The following is a 16642-nucleotide window of genomic DNA, read 5'->3' on the forward strand; positions in this document are numbered from 1 at the left end:
GTGTTCCTATTCCAGGCCCAGCCAGCCGCCGATCACCGCGCGGGCCTCGTCCACGCCCTGCCTCGATTCGCCGGAAAAGGTCTGCACGCTCACCGAGTCGCCGAACGCGTCGGCCAGTTCCCTGCGCACCTTCTGCAGGGTCTGCGCCTGCTGGCCGCGGCCGAGCTTGTCGGCCTTGGTCAGCAGCGCGTGCGCCGGCAGGCCGCGCTGCACCGCGTAGGCCAGCATCTGCCGGTCGTAGTCCTTGAGCGGGTGGCGGATGTCCATCACCACCACCAGCCCCTTGAGCGCGTCGCGGGTACGGAAGTAGTTGTCGATGAAGGCCTGCCAGTGCGCCTGCAGGTCCTGCGGCACCTTGGCATAGCCGTAACCGGGCAGGTCGACGAGGTGCGCCTGGGGCGTGACCTGGAAGTACACCAGTTGCTGGGTGCGGCCCGGCGTCTTGGAGACGCGGGCCAGCGCGTTCTGGCGGGTCAGCGCGTTGAGCGCGCTGGATTTGCCGGCGTTGGAGCGGCCGGCGAACGCCACTTCGGCGCCCTCGTCCGCCGGCAGTTGCCGGGCGTTGTGGGCGGAAAGCAGGTAGCGGGCGCGTTCTAGGAGCTGTGACATGGGCATAGGATCGCATGCCGCGGCCTCCCCTGCCGCCCGTGCGTTGACCCTGCCATGAAACGGCGTGGATAATCCGGGCGATGCCGGCGCGGACCCGCCCGGCCGTTCCACACGGAGCTTCTGCATGCGCCATGCTCGTGTCTTAGCCGTTTCCGCTCTTGCCATTCCGCTGATTGCCGTCGTCGCTTTCGCGCAGAGCTCGGTCACGCCCGTGCCCGACAACGCGCCGGTGCAGACCGCGCCGCTGGAAGTCGACCTCAGCAAGACCATGCCCGGCGACGCCGAGGCCGGCGAGGGCAAGGCGCAGGCCTGCGCCGCCTGCCATGGCGCCGATGGCAACTCCGCGGTGGAGATGTACCCGCGCCTGGCCGGCCAGAGCGAACGCTACATCGCGCGGCAGCTGGCGCTGATCGCCGGCGGCCAGCGCACCGAGGGCGCGGTCGCCGCCATGCTGCCGTTCGTGCAGGGCCTGACCGCGCAGGACATGCGCGACATCGGCGCCTTCTTCGCCCGCCAGAAGGCCGGCGCCGGCGTGGCCGACGACATGGCCATCGCCGACGGCCCCTACGCCGGCATGAAGTTCTACGAGATCGGCCAGAAGCTGTACCGCAGCGGCGACGCCAGCCGCGAGATCCCCGCCTGCATGGCCTGCCATGGCCCGACCGGCGCCGGCAATCCCGGCCCGGCCTATCCGCATATCGGCGGCCAGCATGCCGGCTATGTCGCCCAGCGCCTGCAGCACTACCAGTCCGGCCAGACCCACGAAACCGACCCGTCGCAGTTCCGGATCATGGCCCAGGTGGCGAGCCATCTGACCGAGCAGGAAATCCAGGCGCTGTCCAGCTACGTGCAGGGCCTGCACGCACGCGCCGACGACGTGGCCGCAGCCGCCTCACAGCCCTGACGGTGCCGGTCGCCACGGCGACGAAGGACCTTGTTCCCGGATACGCCGACCCCCGCGGTCGGCGTCTGTTTTTCAGTTGGAGACTCCCGATGAAGCATTTCCCGCGACTGTTCCTCCTGCTGCTGGCCCTGCTGCCGCTGGCGGCCTGCGCCGCCGACGGCGCCGCGCCGGTGGAAGGCCAGGACTACGAGCTGATCGCCGAGCCCGGCCCGTTCGCGCCGCTGGCGGGGAAGATCGAGGTGGTCGAGGTGTTCGGCTATCCCTGCATCCACTGCGCCCATTTCGAGCCGCAGCTGGAAGCCTGGGTCGCCCGCCTGCCGGCCGACGTGCGCTTCACCGCGGTACCGGCCGCCTTCGGCGGCCACTGGGACGCCTATGCGCGCGCCTTCTATGCCGCCGAGCAGACCGGCGTGCTCAAGCGCAGCCATGGCGACGTGTTCAAGGCCCTGCACGAGCAGCGCAGCCTGCCGATGCAGAACGTGTCGCCGCAGGAACTGGCGACCTTCTACGCCACCTACGGCGTGCAGCCGCAGCGCTACGTCGATGCGCTGCGCAGCGACCAGGTCGAGGAAAAGGTGAAGGCCGCGCGCGCCTTCGCCATGCGCGTGCGGGTCCCGGGCACGCCGTCGCTGATCGTCAACGGCAAATACCTGGTCAAGGGCCGCGGTTTCGAGGACCAGCTGCGCATCGCCGGCGCCCTGGTCGAGCGCGAGCGCGCCGCCGGCCGGCGGCGCTGAAACCGTACCGGAGCGTTCCGCGAACCGGTTCAGCTGCTGCCTCACATAATGTCATCATGCGCCCCGCGGTCGCCGCCGGCGGCCTGACGACCCGACGAATCCCCGCTGGAGATCCACCGATGAAGATCCGTTTCGCACTGGCCCTGACGGCCCTGCTTCCGCTGATGGTCGCCTGCAAGGCGCAGGACGGCTCCGCCGACGCCGTCGCGCCGGCCACCGGACAACCAGCCGCCAGCGCCGCCGAACCCGCGCCTGCCCCGGCCGCCGAAGCCGAAGGCGCCACCGCCGCGCCGGCCCCCGCCGCCTCGGATGCCGCCGCCGAACCGGCCGCCGCCAACACCCCGGTGCCGGCGCAGGCCCGCCTGGTCGGCCCCGAGCCGGTGGCCGGCACCGATTACATCGTCATCGAGGGCGGCCAGCCGATCCAGCCGGCGACCGGCAAGATCGAAGTGGCCGAGGTCTTCGGCTACGTCTGCCCGGCCTGCGCCCGCTTCCAGCCGCTGATCGGGCCGTGGAAGGCCGGCCTGCCGTCGGATGTCAGCTTCGTCTACGTGCCGGCCATGTTCGGCAGCATGTGGGACGACTACGGCCGCGCCTTCTACGCCGCCGAGGCGCTGGGCGTGCAGGAAAAGACCCATGAAGCGCTGTACTCGGCCATCCACATCGAGCACACGCTCAAGGGCGAGCTGGGCCGCGACTCGGTCGAGGACATCGCCAACTTCTACGGCAAGTTCGGCGTGAACCCGAAGACCTTCGCCGACACCATGGGCAGCTTCTCGGTGGTGGCCAAGACCAACCGCGCCAAGCAGTTCGCCCAGCGCAGCAAGATCACCGGCACGCCGTCGCTGATCGTCGCCGGCAAGTACCTGGTCAAGGGCAAGAGCTACGAGGACATGCTGCGCATCGCCGACCACCTGATCGCACGCGAACGCGCCGCCGACGCCAGGTAAGGTATGAAGGGCCTCGTCGACACGAGGCCCTTGTTCCACCGCCGTGAAAGCCCCCACCCACACCCTGCGCCTGCTGACGGCCAACATCCAGGCCGGTTCCAGCACGCGCCGCTACAGCGACTACGTGACCCGCAGCTGGTCGCACGCGTTGCCGTCGGGCAGCAAGCGCTCCAGCCTGGACGCCATCGCCAGGCTGGCCAGCGGCCGCGACATCGTCGGCCTGCAGGAAGCCGACCCCGGCAGCCTGCGCTCGGGCTTCACCAACCAGACCCATTACCTGGCGCAGCGGGCCGGCTTCAACTACTGGAGCCACCAGCCCAACCGGCGCATGGGCGGCGTCGCCTCCAGCGCCAACGGCCTGCTCAGCCGGCTGGAACCGGTGGAAGTGCAGGACCATGCCCTGCCCGGCCGCATCGGCGGCCGCGGCGTGCTGCTGGCCCGCTTCGGCGACGGCCGCGAGGGGCTGGCGGTCGCCGTCGCCCACCTGTCGCTGGGCGTGGGCTCGCGCATGTCGCAGCTGGACTTCATCGCCGACCTGCTGGCCGACTACCCCAACGCGGTGCTGATGGGCGATTTCAACTGCAAGGCCGAGCGCCCGGAAATGCAGGTGCTCTACCGCAAGACGCGACTGCAGCCGCCCGGCTGCCTGGTGCCGACCTTCCCCAGCTGGCGCCCGGACCGGGCCATCGACCACATCCTGGTCAGCGACAGCCTGCGCACGATCGAGACCGGCGCGGTCGCCGCCGCGCATTCGGACCACCTGGCGGTGGAGATGCAGGTCGAGGTACCGGGCGACAGCCTGCGCTAGCGTCGGCGCAGGCGCCGCCACCCGGGGTCTGCATTGCGGACAGGGGCTCCGCCTCCCGGTCTGCGCACCCGGCGCGCCGCGGCCGCCCCGATCGGGCGTTTTCCCCCATGCATCGTGTAATGCCCGGGCTCACGTCACCACGGCGGCGGGTGCCGGCGGCGACCGGCGCGCGGTAGCCGCGCTGCCCACCGACGCCAGCACCGTGCAGCCGATCGCCAGCCACTGCAGGCCGCCCAGCCGCTCGTGCAGCAGCAGCAGCGCCCACAGCGCGGCCACCGCCGGCTCCATGCTGATCAGGATGCCGAAGGTTTCCTTCGGCAGGCGCTTGAGCGCCATCATCTCCAGCGACATCGGGATCGCGCTGGACACCACCGCCACCAGCAGGCCGGCCAGCAGGATCGAGGGCTGCAGCAGCGCCGTGCCGGCATGGGCGACGCCCACCGGTACCACCACCAGCGCCGCGGCCACCAGCCCCAGCGAGACCGTATGCCCGGCATGCAGGTGCCCTGCGCGCTTGCCGAACACGATGTACAGCGCCCAGCAGGCCGCCGCGCCCAGCGCGTACAGCACGCCGGCCGCGTCCAGCGTCGGCCCGCCGCCCAGGGGCAGCAACAGCAGCAGCCCGGCCACCGCGCAGCCGACCCAGACGAAATCGACCAGGCGCCGCGAGGACAGCATCGCCACCGTCAGCGGCCCGGTGAATTCGATGGCCACCGCGATGCCGAACGGGATCGTGCGCAGGGCCATGTAGAACAGCAGGTTCATCAGCCCCAGCGCCAGGCCGTAGCGCAGGATCGCCGCACCATCGGCGCGGCTTGTGTGCCAGCGCCATGGCCGCCACAGCGCCAGCAGGAACAGCGCGGAAAAACCCACGCGCAGCGCGCTGGTGCCCTGCGCGCCGATCAAGGGGAACAGATGTTTGGCGTAGGAAGTGCCGATGGCCAGCGACGTCACCGAGCCGAGCACCGCCAACACCGGCCACAGCGGCGCGAATCGGGAGGTCTGCATGCGCATAGTGTATTGCGCCAGGCCTGCCGCGCAGCGGGTTTGCGGCGGCTTTCCGGTTCTCCCCTCGGCGCCGCCGCCGGATGGCCGGGCGTGTACCGGGCCGCCCGCGGCGGCAGGCGGCCCGGCAGGGCATCACTGCACGAAGGCGATGCGCTCCATGCGCGCGTTGTTGGCCGCGGCCAGCACCTTGGCCAGGGTGTCGTACGCCGCGTCCGGGCTGGTGGCGATGCGCAGCTCCGGCAGGTTGCCGGCGTGCAGCCGGGCCTGTTCCTGCAGACGCGCCTGCAGCGCGGCGACCGGCAGCGCCTGTCCGTTCCAGCTGAGCTGGTTGGCGGCGTCCACCCGCAACTCGATCGGCGGCGGCGGTTCGAGACGCGGCACCTGGGTGGTCGTGCGCTGCGGCAGATCCACCGGGATCGGCCAGGAGACCAGCGGCGCGGTGACGATGAAGATGATCAGCAGCACCAGCATCACGTCCACCAGCGGCGTGACATTGATGTCGGCGATCGGCCCGGAACTTCCTGCAGCACTGAATGCCATGGTCCGCTCCTTCGGCGAGGCGGCGCGCCTCGCCATCGACACTACGCCGGGGCCGCGCTGGCTCGCCGACGCGCAGTCACGCGCGTTCAGCCACGGTTCCGGCATCCGGCGCCGTCGACCGCCGCGTTCATGCGCGAGCCGGCAACGCCGCGGCGATGTTGACGACGGCCCGGCTATGCTTTGTCGATGAAACGGACTCCCTGCCTGCTGCCTTTCGCCGCGTCCCTGTTGCTGGCCTGTACCGGCACCGGCGCGCAGACCCTCGACGCCCAGCGCCCGGCCATGCGCATGGCCATCGACAACGCCGAACGCGGCCAGTTCGACGCCGTCGCGACCGCCAGCCTGCGCAGCCACCCGCTGTACGGCTGGCTCGAATACAGCGCCCTGCGCCGCGGCATCGACAACGTGGATACGCCGCAGGCGCTGGATTTCCTCAAGCGCTACCAGGGCCAGGCCGTGGCCGACGCCTTCCGCGCGGTGTGGCTGCCGGCGCTGGCGCGGCGCCAGGACTGGCCGACCCTGCTCGCCAACTGGCAACCCAGCAACGACACCGGCCTGCAGTGCGCCGAACTCAACGCACGCCTGGCCACCGGCAAGGCCGACGCGAAGTGGACCCGCGATGCGCAGGCGCTGTGGCGCGGCAGCGGCAAGTCGCTGCCCGACGCCTGCGACCCGGTGTTCGCCGCCCTGGCCGACCGCGGCGGGCTGACGCCGGCGCTGCGCTGGGAACGCATCGACGCCGCCGCCGATGCGCAGCAGCCGGGCGTGATGCGCGCGGCCGCGCGCGGCCTGCCCGCCGCCGAACTGGCGCAGGCCAACGACTACGCCGCCTTCGTCGACAAGCCCGACGCGCGCGCGCTGAACTGGCCGAAGACCGAGCGCAGCCGGCGCATCGCCACCGATGGCCTGGCGAAACTGGCGCGCACCGATCCCGACGCCGCCGAGCGGCAGCTGCCGCAGTACGCGCAGGCGCTGGGCCTGGATGCCGGACAGCAGGCGCAGGTGCGTTACCAGATCGCGCTGTGGACGGTGGCCTCCTACCTGCCGGACTCGGCGCGGCGGCTGGCCGCGGTGCCGGAATCGGCCTACGACGAGCGCCTGCACGAGTGGCGCGCGCGCGAGGCGATGGCGCGCGGCGACTGGCCTTCGGCGCTGGCCGCGATCCGCGCGATGCCCGCCGCGCAGCGCGGCGATTCGCGCTGGCGCTGGTTCGAGGCGCGGCTGCTGGAAAAGACCGGCAAGGCCGCCGAGGCCATGCCGCTGTACCGCGCCGTCGCCGGCGAACCCACCTTCCATGGCTTCCTGGCCGCCGACAAACTGCAGCAGCCCTACGCGCTGTGCCCGTGGAACCCGGGCGACAGCGCGCAGGCGCGCGCGGCGGTGGCACGCGACCCGGCGCTGGTGCGGGCGCTGGAACTGTTCCGCATCGACCGCGCCGCGTGGGCGGCGCGCGAATGGGCCGATGCGCTGTCGCGTTTCGACGACACCCAGCGCCGGCTCGCGGTGGAAGTGGCCAGCCAGGCCGGCTGGTTCGACCGCGCGGTGTTCGGCCTGAAGGGACCGCAGGAAATGCGCCTGTATGCGCTGCGGTTCCCGCTGCACCACGACGACACCATCCGCCGCGAAGCCGCGCGCAACGCGCTGGATCCGGCCTGGGTCGCCGCCGAGATCCGCGCCGAGAGCACCTTCAACCCGAACGCGCGCTCGCCGGCCAACGCCATGGGCCTGATGCAGGTGCTGCCGGCCACCGGCGCGGGCGTGGCCAAACGCATCGGGCTGAGCGGCTACGGCGGCGCGGCCAGCCTGTACGACCCGGACACCAACATCGCCATCGGCACCGCCTACCTGCGGCAGCTGCTGGACAAATACGACGGCCTGCCCTACGTGACCATCGCCGCCTACAACGCCGGCCCCACGCCGACGGCGCGCTGGCAGTCGCAGCGGCCCGGCTTCGATCCGGATTTCTGGATCGAGACCATCAGCTACAAGGAGACCCGCGAATACGTCGCGCGCGTGCTCGCCTTCAGCGTGATCTACGACTGGCGCCTCAACGGCAAGGCAGTGCCGCTGGCCGACCGCATCGCCGGCCGCGTCGGCCCGCCGTCGCGCGGCTTCGCCTGCCCGGCGCAATGAAGGGCCGCGCATGAAGACCTATCTCGTCGGCGGCGCGGTCCGCGACCGGCTGCTGGGGCTGGATGCGGGCGACCGCGACTGGGTGGTGGTCGGCGCCACCCAGCAGGAGATGGAGGCGCGCGGATTCAAGGCCGTGGGCCGCGATTTCCCGGTGTTCCTGCACCCGCAGACCGGCGAGGAATACGCGCTGGCGCGCACCGAGCGCAAGAGCGGGCGCGGCTACCGTGGCTTCGTGGTCGATGCCGATCCGTCGGTGACGCTGGAGCAGGACCTGCAGCGCCGCGACTTCACCCTCAACGCCATCGCCTGCGACGAGGACAGCGGCGAGCTGGTCGACCCCTGGGGCGGCGTGCGCGACATCCAGGCGCGCGTGCTGCGCCATGTCGGCCCGGCCTTCGTCGAGGACCCGCTGCGGGTGCTGCGCGCGGCGCGGTTCATGGCGCGGCTGGCGCCGCTGGGTTTCACCCTGGCGCCGGAAACCGCGGCGCTGATGCGGCAGATCGCCGACAGCGGCGAACTGGACGCACTGGTGCCCGAGCGCATCTGGCAGGAACTGCGCAAGGCGCTGCGCGCGCCGCGCCCGTCCGCGTTCCTGCGCACGCTGCACGACACCGGCGCGCTGGCGCCGATCCTGCCGGAGGTGGCGGCGCTGTACGGCGTGCCGCAGCGCGCCGAATTCCATCCGGAAGTGGATACCGGCGCGCACCAGGAGATGGTCAGCGACATGGCCGCGCGGCTGGCGCCGGGCGATGACCTGATCGGCTTCGCCGCGCTCACCCACGACCTGGGCAAGGCGCTCACGCCGGTGGACCAGCTGCCGCGCCACGTCATGCACGAACAGCGCGGGCTGAAGCCGCTGGCCGCCTTGTGCGACCGCCTGAAGGTCCCGGCCGACCACCGCCAGCTGGCCGAGGCGGTGTGCCGCGAACACCTCAACGTGCACCGCATCGACGAGCTGCGCGACGCCACCGTGCTGGAGCTGATCCAGCGCTGCGACGGCTTCCGCCGCCCGGAGCGCATCGCGCAGCTGGCCCTGGCCTGCGAATGCGACAAGCGCGGCCGGCTCGGTTTCGAGGACAGCGACTATCCGCAGCGCGCCACCCTGCTGCGCCTGCACGCCGCGGCGCTGGCGATCAACGCGCGCGACCTCGCCACCGGGGGACTCACCGGCCCGGCGGTGGGCGAGGCGTTGAAGAAGGCGCGCATCCACGCGATCGGCGCGGCGCGCTGAGCGAAGGGAGCGCCGCGTTCAGCGCGTGGCTTCCCGTGGAACCTGCTCGCGGGCTTCCGTTTTTTCCACCGGCCTTCCACCACAGGCGGGCTGCTCCAGCAGCCATGCCTGCGCCAGCCGCATCGCTTCTGCGCGCGGCGTCGCAGGGACATCAGGCACGATGCGGGAACCGTCGCCGATGCCATTGCGGTCCTTCATCACCGTGCCGGTCAGCAGCAGGGTACTGCCATCGACCAGCGTCACCGGCACGTTTCCGGTGGAGTACCCCATGGTCGGCGTACCGAAGCTGCGGCTGTGAGGGCGCCCTCGCAGCGCCAGCACGATGGCCTCGCCGGAACTGGCGGTGCGCCCGGATTGAAGTACCGCGACCGGCGCATCCGGCCTGCGCAGGCGGCGGGTCGTATCGTCCGCGGCCAGCCTCGGCGCATCGCCCACCCATACCGCGCCGTCGCGGTAGCGCCAGGGCTGCAGCGCGGTGCCGTCGAAGAAATGCCCGACGACATCCGGCCCGTCGGCGCGGCCGCGCAGCAGCGGGCCCACGCCCAGCAGCATCGGCCACATGTTGCCGCCGGTGTTGTCGCCCAGGTCCACGATCCAGCCACAGCGGCTGCCGTCGTCCTGGCGCCAGAGATCGTCCTGCAGGCGGCGCGCGTGCTGCCGCTCGGCGTCCCGCTGCTGTTCGCGGGAAAGCCCTGGTCCGGGCAGGTAGGAGGCGATGCCGATCAGGCCCAGGCGCGCGTCGACCGGCGCATCCGGTGCCGTGCCGGGAACGGAAGCCCGCGCCTCATCCTGCCCGGCCGCTCTCTTCCGGTACCCCTCGCGCACCTCTTCGGCCGACAGCCACCCACCATGGCCGGCAGTCGCCCGGTTGATGGCATCGGACAGCAGGGCGCGTTGCCGGTCCGGGTCGGTGGTCGCGGCAAGATCGCGACGCAGCGCGGCCCAGTCCACCCGGTCGCGATGCAGCGCCTTGTGTTCCAGGAGGTCGAGCATCTGCTCCCGGGCCGGCAACGACGGCACCGGGGTTGCCGCGACCGGCACCGCCAGCAGCATCGCCACCAGCGTGGCCGACATCATCGCAACGCTCCGCTTCCTGCACATCGTGGCCTCTGTCCCATGACCGGTACCGATGCAGGATAGAGCCGAACCCTGGAGCGCGGGAACGTGCTCCTAGATCTTCAGATAGATCCGCCGCCGGTCCAGCCACCACACCGGCAGCCACCAGACCGCGACGAAGGCGATGGCCATCGCCAGCGACGCGGCTTCGGCGCCGGCCAGCGGCGTGATCCAGCGGTCGAACACCTGGCGGTACAGCCAGCCCCAGCTGCCGGTGCCCAGCATCGCCAGCACCATCACCCCGGAACCGGCGTAGGCGGTGATGGCGTTGACGCCGAAGCGGCGGCCCAGCGGCGGCCACTGCACGCGGTCGATGAGCATGTGCGCCAGCCACAGCGCGGCCAGCGCCCAGCCGGACGTCCACAGCACGTAGGACGGCGTCCACAGGTTCTTGTTGAGCGGCTGCCAGGTCGACCACAGCGCGCCCAGCGCCAGCAGCACGGCCGCGGCGAGCAGCAGGCGCAGCGGGCGACCGCTGCGCAGCAGCGCGCCGGCGCGCAGGCCGATCAGGGTCGAGGCCAGGGCGCCGAGCGTCGACAGCAGGCCCTCGGGATCGTGGCCGAGCCCGGTGGTGGCGTCGTATTTGTAGGCCAGGTCGCCGAACAGCGCGGTGTCCACGCGGCTGGGCAGGTTGTGCCAGGGTTCGAGGGTCCCACCGGCCGCCAGCAGCGCCGCGTATCCGCCCAGCAACAGCAGCAGGCACGCCCGCTGCGCCGACGCGCGCAGCCAGATCGCCATCGCGCCGACGACCACGAAGCACACGCCGATGCGCTGCAGCACGCCCAGCGGCCGGTAATGCGCCAGATCCAGCCACCACCACGCCAGCAGGTGCAGCAGCATGCCCAGGCCGACGATGCGCAGTGCGCGCACCAGCACGGTACGGGTCAGGGCGGCGCGGTCCGCGCCCTGCTCCACGCGCGGCACCACACCCAGCGCGATCGACACCCCGACGATCACCAGGAAGAACGGGAACACCAGGTCGGTGGGCGTGCAGCCGTTCCATTCGGCGTGTTCCAGCGGCGCATACACATGGCTCCACGTGCCCGGGTTGTTGACCAGCAGCATGGCCGCGACGGTGATGCCGCGCAGGGCATCGACCGATGCATGGCGGGCAGGCGGGGTACGAACGGGTTGGGAATCTGTCATGGCATTGCCCCGCGCGATGGAGTCGGTACTGCGTTGCTGTTGTGCTGTTCTGGCCTGAAGCTTTTTGACTTGCGGGTTCCTTTCCGCGGCGACGGAGTGGACCCTGCGCGCGCAGGGTCGAGCGCGGAGGCAGAGCGTGTCCCATCAGCCATTCGGCTGTTGGAAAGATGCTTCTTCTGGCGCACGCGGGCGCGAGCGAAAGCCTTTGCCCTTGCCCCGGGCTGATCGGAACGAAGTTCCGTGCAACCAGGCGCTACGAGGCTTCGCCCTTACCCTCACCCCAACCCCTCTCCCCGGGGAAGAGGGGCTCCATCAATCCCGCTGCCCCGCGATCCACGTCGCCTGCACCTGCAGCCCTTCATCCAGCAGCACGAAATCCGCCTGGTAACCCGCGGCGATATGACCGTAACGGTCGTCCACGCGCAGGAACTGCGCCGGATACGTCGAGGCCATGCGCGCCGCCTCGGCCAGCGGCAGCCCCAGCAGGTTGACCGTGTTGCGCACGGCGGTGGCCATGTCCAGCGCCGAGCCGGCCAGCGAGCCGGCGGCATTGCGCACCACGCCGTCGACGGCGGTGATGACCTCGCCGTACAGCTCGAACGAAGGATCGTCCGCGCCGACCATCGGCATCGCGTCGGTCACCAGCAGCACCTTGCCGCGCGGCTTGGCCGCCAGCGCCACGCGCAGGCTGGCCGGGTGCACGTGCACGCCATCGACGATCACCCCGCACCAGCTGTGCGGGTCTTCCAGCGCGGCGCCGACCACGCCGGGTTCGCGCCCCTGCAGCGGCGTCATCGCGTTGTACAGGTGGGTGAAGCCGCTGATGCCCGCATCCAGCCCGGCGCGGGTTTCCTCGTAGCTGCCGGCGGTGTGGCCGGCGCAGACGATGGCGCCGTTGCCGACCATCGTGCGGATGATCTCCACGGGCACCCGCTCGGGCGCCAGCGTGATCAGGGTGACGCCATTGTCCAGCGAGGTCGCCATCGCCACCTCGTCCGGCCCCGGCACGCGGAACTTGCCGGCGTCGTGCGTGCCCTTGCGCGCCGGCGCGATGTACGGCCCTTCCAGATGGATGCCGAGGATGCCCGGCACGCCTTCGGCGATGGCCTGGCGCACCGCGGCGATGGCCTGGGCCATCACCGCCGCGTCGTCGCTGATCAGCGTCGGCATCATGCCGGTGGTGCCGAAGCGGCGGTGCCCGCGCATCATCGCGCGCAGGGCGGCCACGTCCGGCGTGTTGTTGAGCAGCGCGCCGCCGCCGCCATTGACCTGCACGTCGATGAAGCCCGGCAGCAGCCAGCCGCCGCCAAGATCGTGCTGCGGCACGCCGGCCGGCAGCGCGGCCTCGGGCAGCACCGCTGCCACCTTGCCGTCCTGCACCAGCACCGCGTGGCCGGAGTGGAAATCGTCGTTGCCCAGGACACGGGCGTTGGTCAATGCGTAGCTGTTCATCGTTTCGTTTCCGGTTTCCCCGCTGCCAAGCGCAGGAGGAAGGCTGGGAAGGCAAAGCCCCTCTCCTACCGGGGCGAGAAGGCACGGCTTGCGCGCCGCTGGCGTGGGCCGGGGCGCGGGTCGGGGGGAGAGGGTCGGGCGACGCCTTCGCCATGTCGGGATGCACATGGCTTTATCCCTGCCCTCATCCGCCCCTTCGGGGCACCTTCTCCCCGAGGGGAGAAGGGAAAGCGCTCTCCCCCAAGCGGGAGAAGGAAAAACCGTCACACCGTCTCGGTCACCTTGTTCAGATGCGGCGGCAGGTCCGGATTATGGCCCCGGCGCAGCGCCAGCGCGTTGATCGCGCGGTAGAAGCTCTGCACGGTCAACAGCGGCGCGCACAGCGGGTGCGGCGCCACCGCGACCGGCAGGTCGCCGCCCTCGCCCGCCAGCCATACGCGCGCGCCGCGCGCGGCGAATTCGTCGGCCAGGGCGCGGGTGCCGGCACCGGTCTCGTCCGGCTGGGCGAAGGCCAGCACCGGGAAATCCCTGCCCACCAGCGCCATCGGCCCATGCCTGACCTCGGCCGAGCTGTAGCCCTCGGCGTGCAGGCCGCAGGTCTCCTTGAACTTGAGCGCCGCCTCCTGCGCCGCGGCCAGGCCGGGGCCACGGCCGACGACGAACAGGTTGTGCGCATCGACCAGCCCCTCGGTCAGCGCGCTCCAGTCGCACTGCCAGGCCTGGGCCAGGGCGGCGGGCAGCGCGTCGAGCGCGGCGATCAGGGTCGGGTCGTCGCGCCAATACGCGCACAGCTGCAGGATCGCGGCCAGCGAGGCCAGGTAGCTCTTGGTCGCGGCCACGCTGCGCTCGGCGCCGGCGCCGAGCGGAATCACCGTGTCGGCCAGCTGCGCCAGCGGCGAATCCTCGACGTTGACCAGCGCCACCACGCGCGCGCCGGCGGCCTTGGCCGCCTCGGCGTTGCGCAGCAGGTCCGGGCTCTTGCCCGACTGCGAGATCACCAGGTACAGGGCGTTGTCCAGCTTCTGCTTCGCCTCGTAGACCGAACCCACCGACGGCGAGGCCGAAGCGGTCACCAGGCCCAGCCGCGTCTCGAACAGGTACTTGGCGTAGGTGGCGGCGTGGTCGGAGCTGCCGCGCGCGCAGGTCACCACGAATGGCGGCGGGTTCTGCCGCAGCTCCGCGGCCAGCGCCCGCACCCCATCCCGGTTGCGGGCGAACTGCGCGGTGATCACGGAGGCGCTGGACGCGGCCTCGTTGAACATCAGGGTTTCGGTCTCGCTGGGCAACATGGTCCTACTCGGAAAGATCGGGGGAAAGGGAAGGCGGCCGCAGCGGCTGCTGGCGCAGCGGCGCGGTGGAGCCGCGCACCACCAGCTGCGGCACGAAGCCCTGGTTCTGCAGCTGCACCGGGTTGTCCTCGTAGGCGTCGGTGCGCAGCTGGCTGATCAGCAGGCGCGCGGCATGGCGGGCGATGTCGCCGGTGGCCTGCTTGGCGGTGGTCAGCGCCGGCCACGACTGGCGCGAGAACGGGCTGTCCTCGAACCCGGCGATGGACAGGTCGTAGGGCACGTTCAGGCCCGCCGAATTGGCCGCGGCCAGCACGCCGGCGGCGATCTCGTCGTTGGAGCCGAAGATCGCGGTGGGCGGTTCGCGCAGCGCCAGCAGGCGGCGCGCGCCGCGGAAGCCGTCGTCGAAGGTGTAATCGCCGGGGATGACCAGGTGCTTGTCCAGGGGGATGCCGTAATCCTTCAGCGCCGCCTCGTAGCCGGCGTAGCGCTCGCCGCTGGAGCGGTGTTCCGGGCCGCCCCAGAGGAAGCCGATGCGCTGGTGGCCGAGCTGGATCAGGTGCTCGGTGATCTCGTAGGCGGCGTCGCGATCGTCGACGAACACGCAGGCGCCATCGGCCGGGTCCTCGGTGGCGGCGATGATGCGCACCGTCTTGATGCCGCGCGCGTTGAGCGCGGCCACCAGTTCCGGACGCTCGGACATCGGCGCGGTCAGTACCAGCCCGGCCAGGCGCGAACGCTGCACCCAGTCGGCCAGTTCCTCGGCCAGCATCGGCGAGGTCGAGTCGCAGGGGTGGATCTGCAGGCCGAAGCCGGTTTCGCGGCAGGCCGACAGCACGCCGTTCTGCACGCCGATGATGTGGTACGGGTTCGGGTTGTCGTAGACCAGCCCGATCACGAAGGTGGTGTTGCTGCGCAGGTTGCGCGCGGACGGATCGGGCTCGTAGTCCAGCTCGGCGACCGCGCGCAGCACGCGCGCGCGGGTGGCCTGCATCACCGAGGGCTCGTTGTTGATGACCCGCGATACCGTCTTGAGCGAGACCTTGGCCCGCTCGGCGACGTCCTTGATGGTGGGTCTGCGCATGACGGTTTCCTGCCTGGAATGACTGCCCGCCATGATGCTGGAATCAGCCGCCATGCGCGCGGCCCGCACGCTGCCCGCTGACAGCGAAATACAGGATGTACAGGTAGCACGGCACCATCAGCGCGGCGAACACCAGCTGGAAATCGAAGTGCTGCTTGAGCACCGCGAACGCCTGCGGAATGATCGCGCCGCCGGCGATGCCCATCACCAGCAGGGCCGAACCGGTCTGGGTGAAACGGCCCAGGCCGCGGATCGCCAGCGGGAAGATCGCCGGCCACATCATCGCGTTGGCGAAGCCCAGCGCGGCCACGAAGCCCACCGAAACGTAGCCGTGGGTGACGTAGGCGCCGAGGCTGAACGCCACGCCCAGCACCGCCGACACCGCCAGCCAGCGCTCCTGCGAGATGAAGCGCGGGATCAGCACCAGGCCGACCAGGTAGCCGACCAGCATCGCCGTCAGCGTATAGGAGGTGAACAGCTTGGTCTGGTCCAGCGGCAGGTCGAAACCATGGCCATAGGTGCCGATGGCGTCGCCGGCCATCACTTCCACGCCGACGTAGACGAACAGGCACAGCACGCCCAGCCACAGGTGCGGGAACTGGAAAATGCTGCGCTTCTCCGACGCCCCGCCCGTGGCCACGGCGTTGGCCTCGGCCGCGCGCACTTCCGGCAGCGGCGAGAACAGCACGCCCACCGCCACCAGCAGCAGGACACCGGCGATGACCATGTACGGCGTGTGGATCTTGGCGGCGAAATCGTTGAGCAGCTGGGTCCGGGTCAACGCGTCGGCCGCCTTCACCTGCGCGTCCAGGTCGCCGATGCCATGCAGCACCAGCGAGCCGATCACGATCGGCGCGAGGATGCCGGCGACCTTGTTGCAGATGCCCATGAGCGCGATGCGCTGGGCCGCGCCCTCGATCGGGCCGAGGATGGAGATGTACGGGTTCACCGCGGTCTGCAGCAGCGCCATGCCGCCGCCGATCACGAACAGGCCGCTCAACGCGCCGGCGAACCAGCGCTGCGTCGCGAACTGGCCGAACAGCATGGCGCCCACCGCCATCACCGCCAGGCTCAGCGCCAGGCCCTTCTTCATGCCGGTACGGTTGAGGATCACCGAGGCGGGCAGCGCCAGGAAGAAATAGGACAGGTAGAACACCATCAGCACCAGGAACGCCGACACCTCGCTGACCTCGAAGGCCAGCTTGACGAAGGTGATCAGCGGCCCGTTGATCCAGGTACAGAACCCGAGAATGAAGAACAGGCCGCCGACGATGGCGATCGAGGACGCCATGCCGGTGCGCGGCGGGGAAGCGGGAACAGCGGACATTGGCAAGGCTCCTGCAGCTGCGAGAGGGACGGCTCACGCCGACCGGTGGAAACTGGGAACAACGTTGTCACATTTATGGTTGGGTGCCGACGGGTTTGTCAACAACGCGTGCACGCGCGCCGCGCTCCCGCCGCGGGCCGCGGATGTGGCCGGGCCATGATGCCCAACGCCTTTGCCCGATAAACGCAGGATTCGCCGGCGACCTGCTTTCGAATGCAACAGAACGGCAAGGGCCCGCTGCCGCGCAAAACGTCGCTGCGGCGCAGCATCGAAAGTTTCAATTATTCGTTGACATCGTTGTCAGAACGATT

The 16642-nt window shown here is 70.9% G+C and carries 15 protein-coding genes; 6 read left to right on the forward strand and 9 right to left on the reverse strand.

Annotated elements, in window-relative coordinates; genetic code table 11:
• Nucleotides 1-6: 6 nt before the first annotated feature.
• On the reverse strand, nucleotides 7-609 hold the full coding sequence (gene yihA, locus AC06FP_RS10000; protein ID WP_456118183.1) for a ribosome biogenesis GTP-binding protein YihA/YsxC: 603 nt from the start codon (nucleotides 607-609) through the stop codon (nucleotides 7-9).
• A gap of 124 nt (nucleotides 610-733) precedes the next feature.
• On the opposite strand from yihA, the gene AC06FP_RS10005 reads away from it, so the two are divergent.
• The 4 genes from AC06FP_RS10005 to AC06FP_RS10020 all read left to right on the forward strand — a co-directional run bounded on the left by AC06FP_RS10005 (nucleotide 734) and on the right by AC06FP_RS10020 (nucleotide 4008).
• Entirely contained in the window at nucleotides 734-1513 is a 780-nt protein-coding gene (locus AC06FP_RS10005) for a c-type cytochrome (RefSeq protein WP_456118182.1), read from the forward strand.
• A gap of 89 nt (nucleotides 1514-1602) precedes the next feature.
• Entirely contained in the window at nucleotides 1603-2250 is a 648-nt protein-coding gene (locus AC06FP_RS10010) for a thiol:disulfide interchange protein DsbA/DsbL (protein ID WP_478075374.1), read from the forward strand.
• A gap of 119 nt (nucleotides 2251-2369) precedes the next feature.
• Nucleotides 2370-3200, forward strand: coding sequence for a thiol:disulfide interchange protein DsbA/DsbL (locus AC06FP_RS10015; RefSeq protein ID WP_478075375.1), 831 nt, complete (start codon nucleotides 2370-2372; stop codon nucleotides 3198-3200).
• Nucleotides 3201-3270: 70 nt separating this feature from the next.
• Complete coding sequence (locus tag AC06FP_RS10020; protein WP_456119390.1) at nucleotides 3271-4008, forward strand: endonuclease/exonuclease/phosphatase family protein; 738 nt, start codon at nucleotides 3271-3273, stop codon at nucleotides 4006-4008.
• Nucleotides 4009-4137: 129 nt separating this feature from the next.
• Here AC06FP_RS10020 and AC06FP_RS10025 read toward each other — a convergent pair whose 3' ends face one another.
• Both AC06FP_RS10025 and AC06FP_RS10030 read right to left on the reverse strand, forming a co-directional pair.
• A complete protein-coding gene (locus AC06FP_RS10025; RefSeq protein WP_478075376.1) occupies nucleotides 4138-5016 on the reverse strand; it encodes an EamA family transporter in 879 nt (292 codons plus the stop codon).
• A 132-nt stretch (nucleotides 5017-5148) separates the two neighbouring features.
• Nucleotides 5149-5556, reverse strand: coding sequence for an ExbD/TolR family protein (locus AC06FP_RS10030; RefSeq protein ID WP_478075377.1), 408 nt, complete (start codon nucleotides 5554-5556; stop codon nucleotides 5149-5151).
• A gap of 186 nt (nucleotides 5557-5742) precedes the next feature.
• On the opposite strand from AC06FP_RS10030, the gene AC06FP_RS10035 reads away from it, so the two are divergent.
• Nucleotides 5743-7689 (forward strand): transglycosylase SLT domain-containing protein, encoded by a 1947-nt coding sequence (locus tag AC06FP_RS10035; RefSeq protein WP_478075378.1) that lies wholly within the window; start codon nucleotides 5743-5745, stop codon nucleotides 7687-7689.
• A 10-nt stretch (nucleotides 7690-7699) separates the two neighbouring features.
• Nucleotides 7700-8920 (forward strand): multifunctional CCA addition/repair protein, encoded by a 1221-nt coding sequence (locus AC06FP_RS10040; RefSeq protein WP_478075379.1) that lies wholly within the window; start codon nucleotides 7700-7702, stop codon nucleotides 8918-8920.
• An 18-nt stretch (nucleotides 8921-8938) separates the two neighbouring features.
• On the opposite strand, the gene AC06FP_RS10045 is transcribed toward AC06FP_RS10040, so the two are convergent.
• The 6 genes from AC06FP_RS10045 to AC06FP_RS10070 all read right to left on the reverse strand — a co-directional run bounded on the left by AC06FP_RS10045 (nucleotide 8939) and on the right by AC06FP_RS10070 (nucleotide 16331).
• On the reverse strand, nucleotides 8939-9994 hold the full coding sequence (locus AC06FP_RS10045) for a S41 family peptidase (protein WP_478075380.1): 1056 nt from the start codon (nucleotides 9992-9994) through the stop codon (nucleotides 8939-8941).
• Between the two features lie 96 nt (nucleotides 9995-10090).
• A complete protein-coding gene (locus AC06FP_RS10050) occupies nucleotides 10091-11182 on the reverse strand; it encodes an acyltransferase family protein (protein ID WP_478075381.1) in 1092 nt (363 codons plus the stop codon).
• Between the two features lie 312 nt (nucleotides 11183-11494).
• Complete coding sequence (gene nagA, locus AC06FP_RS10055; RefSeq protein WP_478075382.1) at nucleotides 11495-12634, reverse strand: N-acetylglucosamine-6-phosphate deacetylase; 1140 nt, start codon at nucleotides 12632-12634, stop codon at nucleotides 11495-11497.
• A gap of 263 nt (nucleotides 12635-12897) precedes the next feature.
• Entirely contained in the window at nucleotides 12898-13923 is a 1026-nt protein-coding gene (locus AC06FP_RS10060; protein ID WP_478075383.1) for an SIS domain-containing protein, read from the reverse strand.
• A gap of 4 nt (nucleotides 13924-13927) precedes the next feature.
• A complete protein-coding gene (locus AC06FP_RS10065) occupies nucleotides 13928-15004 on the reverse strand; it encodes a LacI family DNA-binding transcriptional regulator (RefSeq protein WP_456118171.1) in 1077 nt (358 codons plus the stop codon).
• 43 nt (nucleotides 15005-15047) lie between these two features.
• Nucleotides 15048-16331, reverse strand: coding sequence for a sugar MFS transporter (locus tag AC06FP_RS10070; protein WP_478075384.1), 1284 nt, complete (start codon nucleotides 16329-16331; stop codon nucleotides 15048-15050).
• Nucleotides 16332-16642: the final 311 nt, after the last annotated feature.

The sequence above is a fragment of the Stenotrophomonas sp. Steno-Z2 genome, from assembly GCF_056393235.1.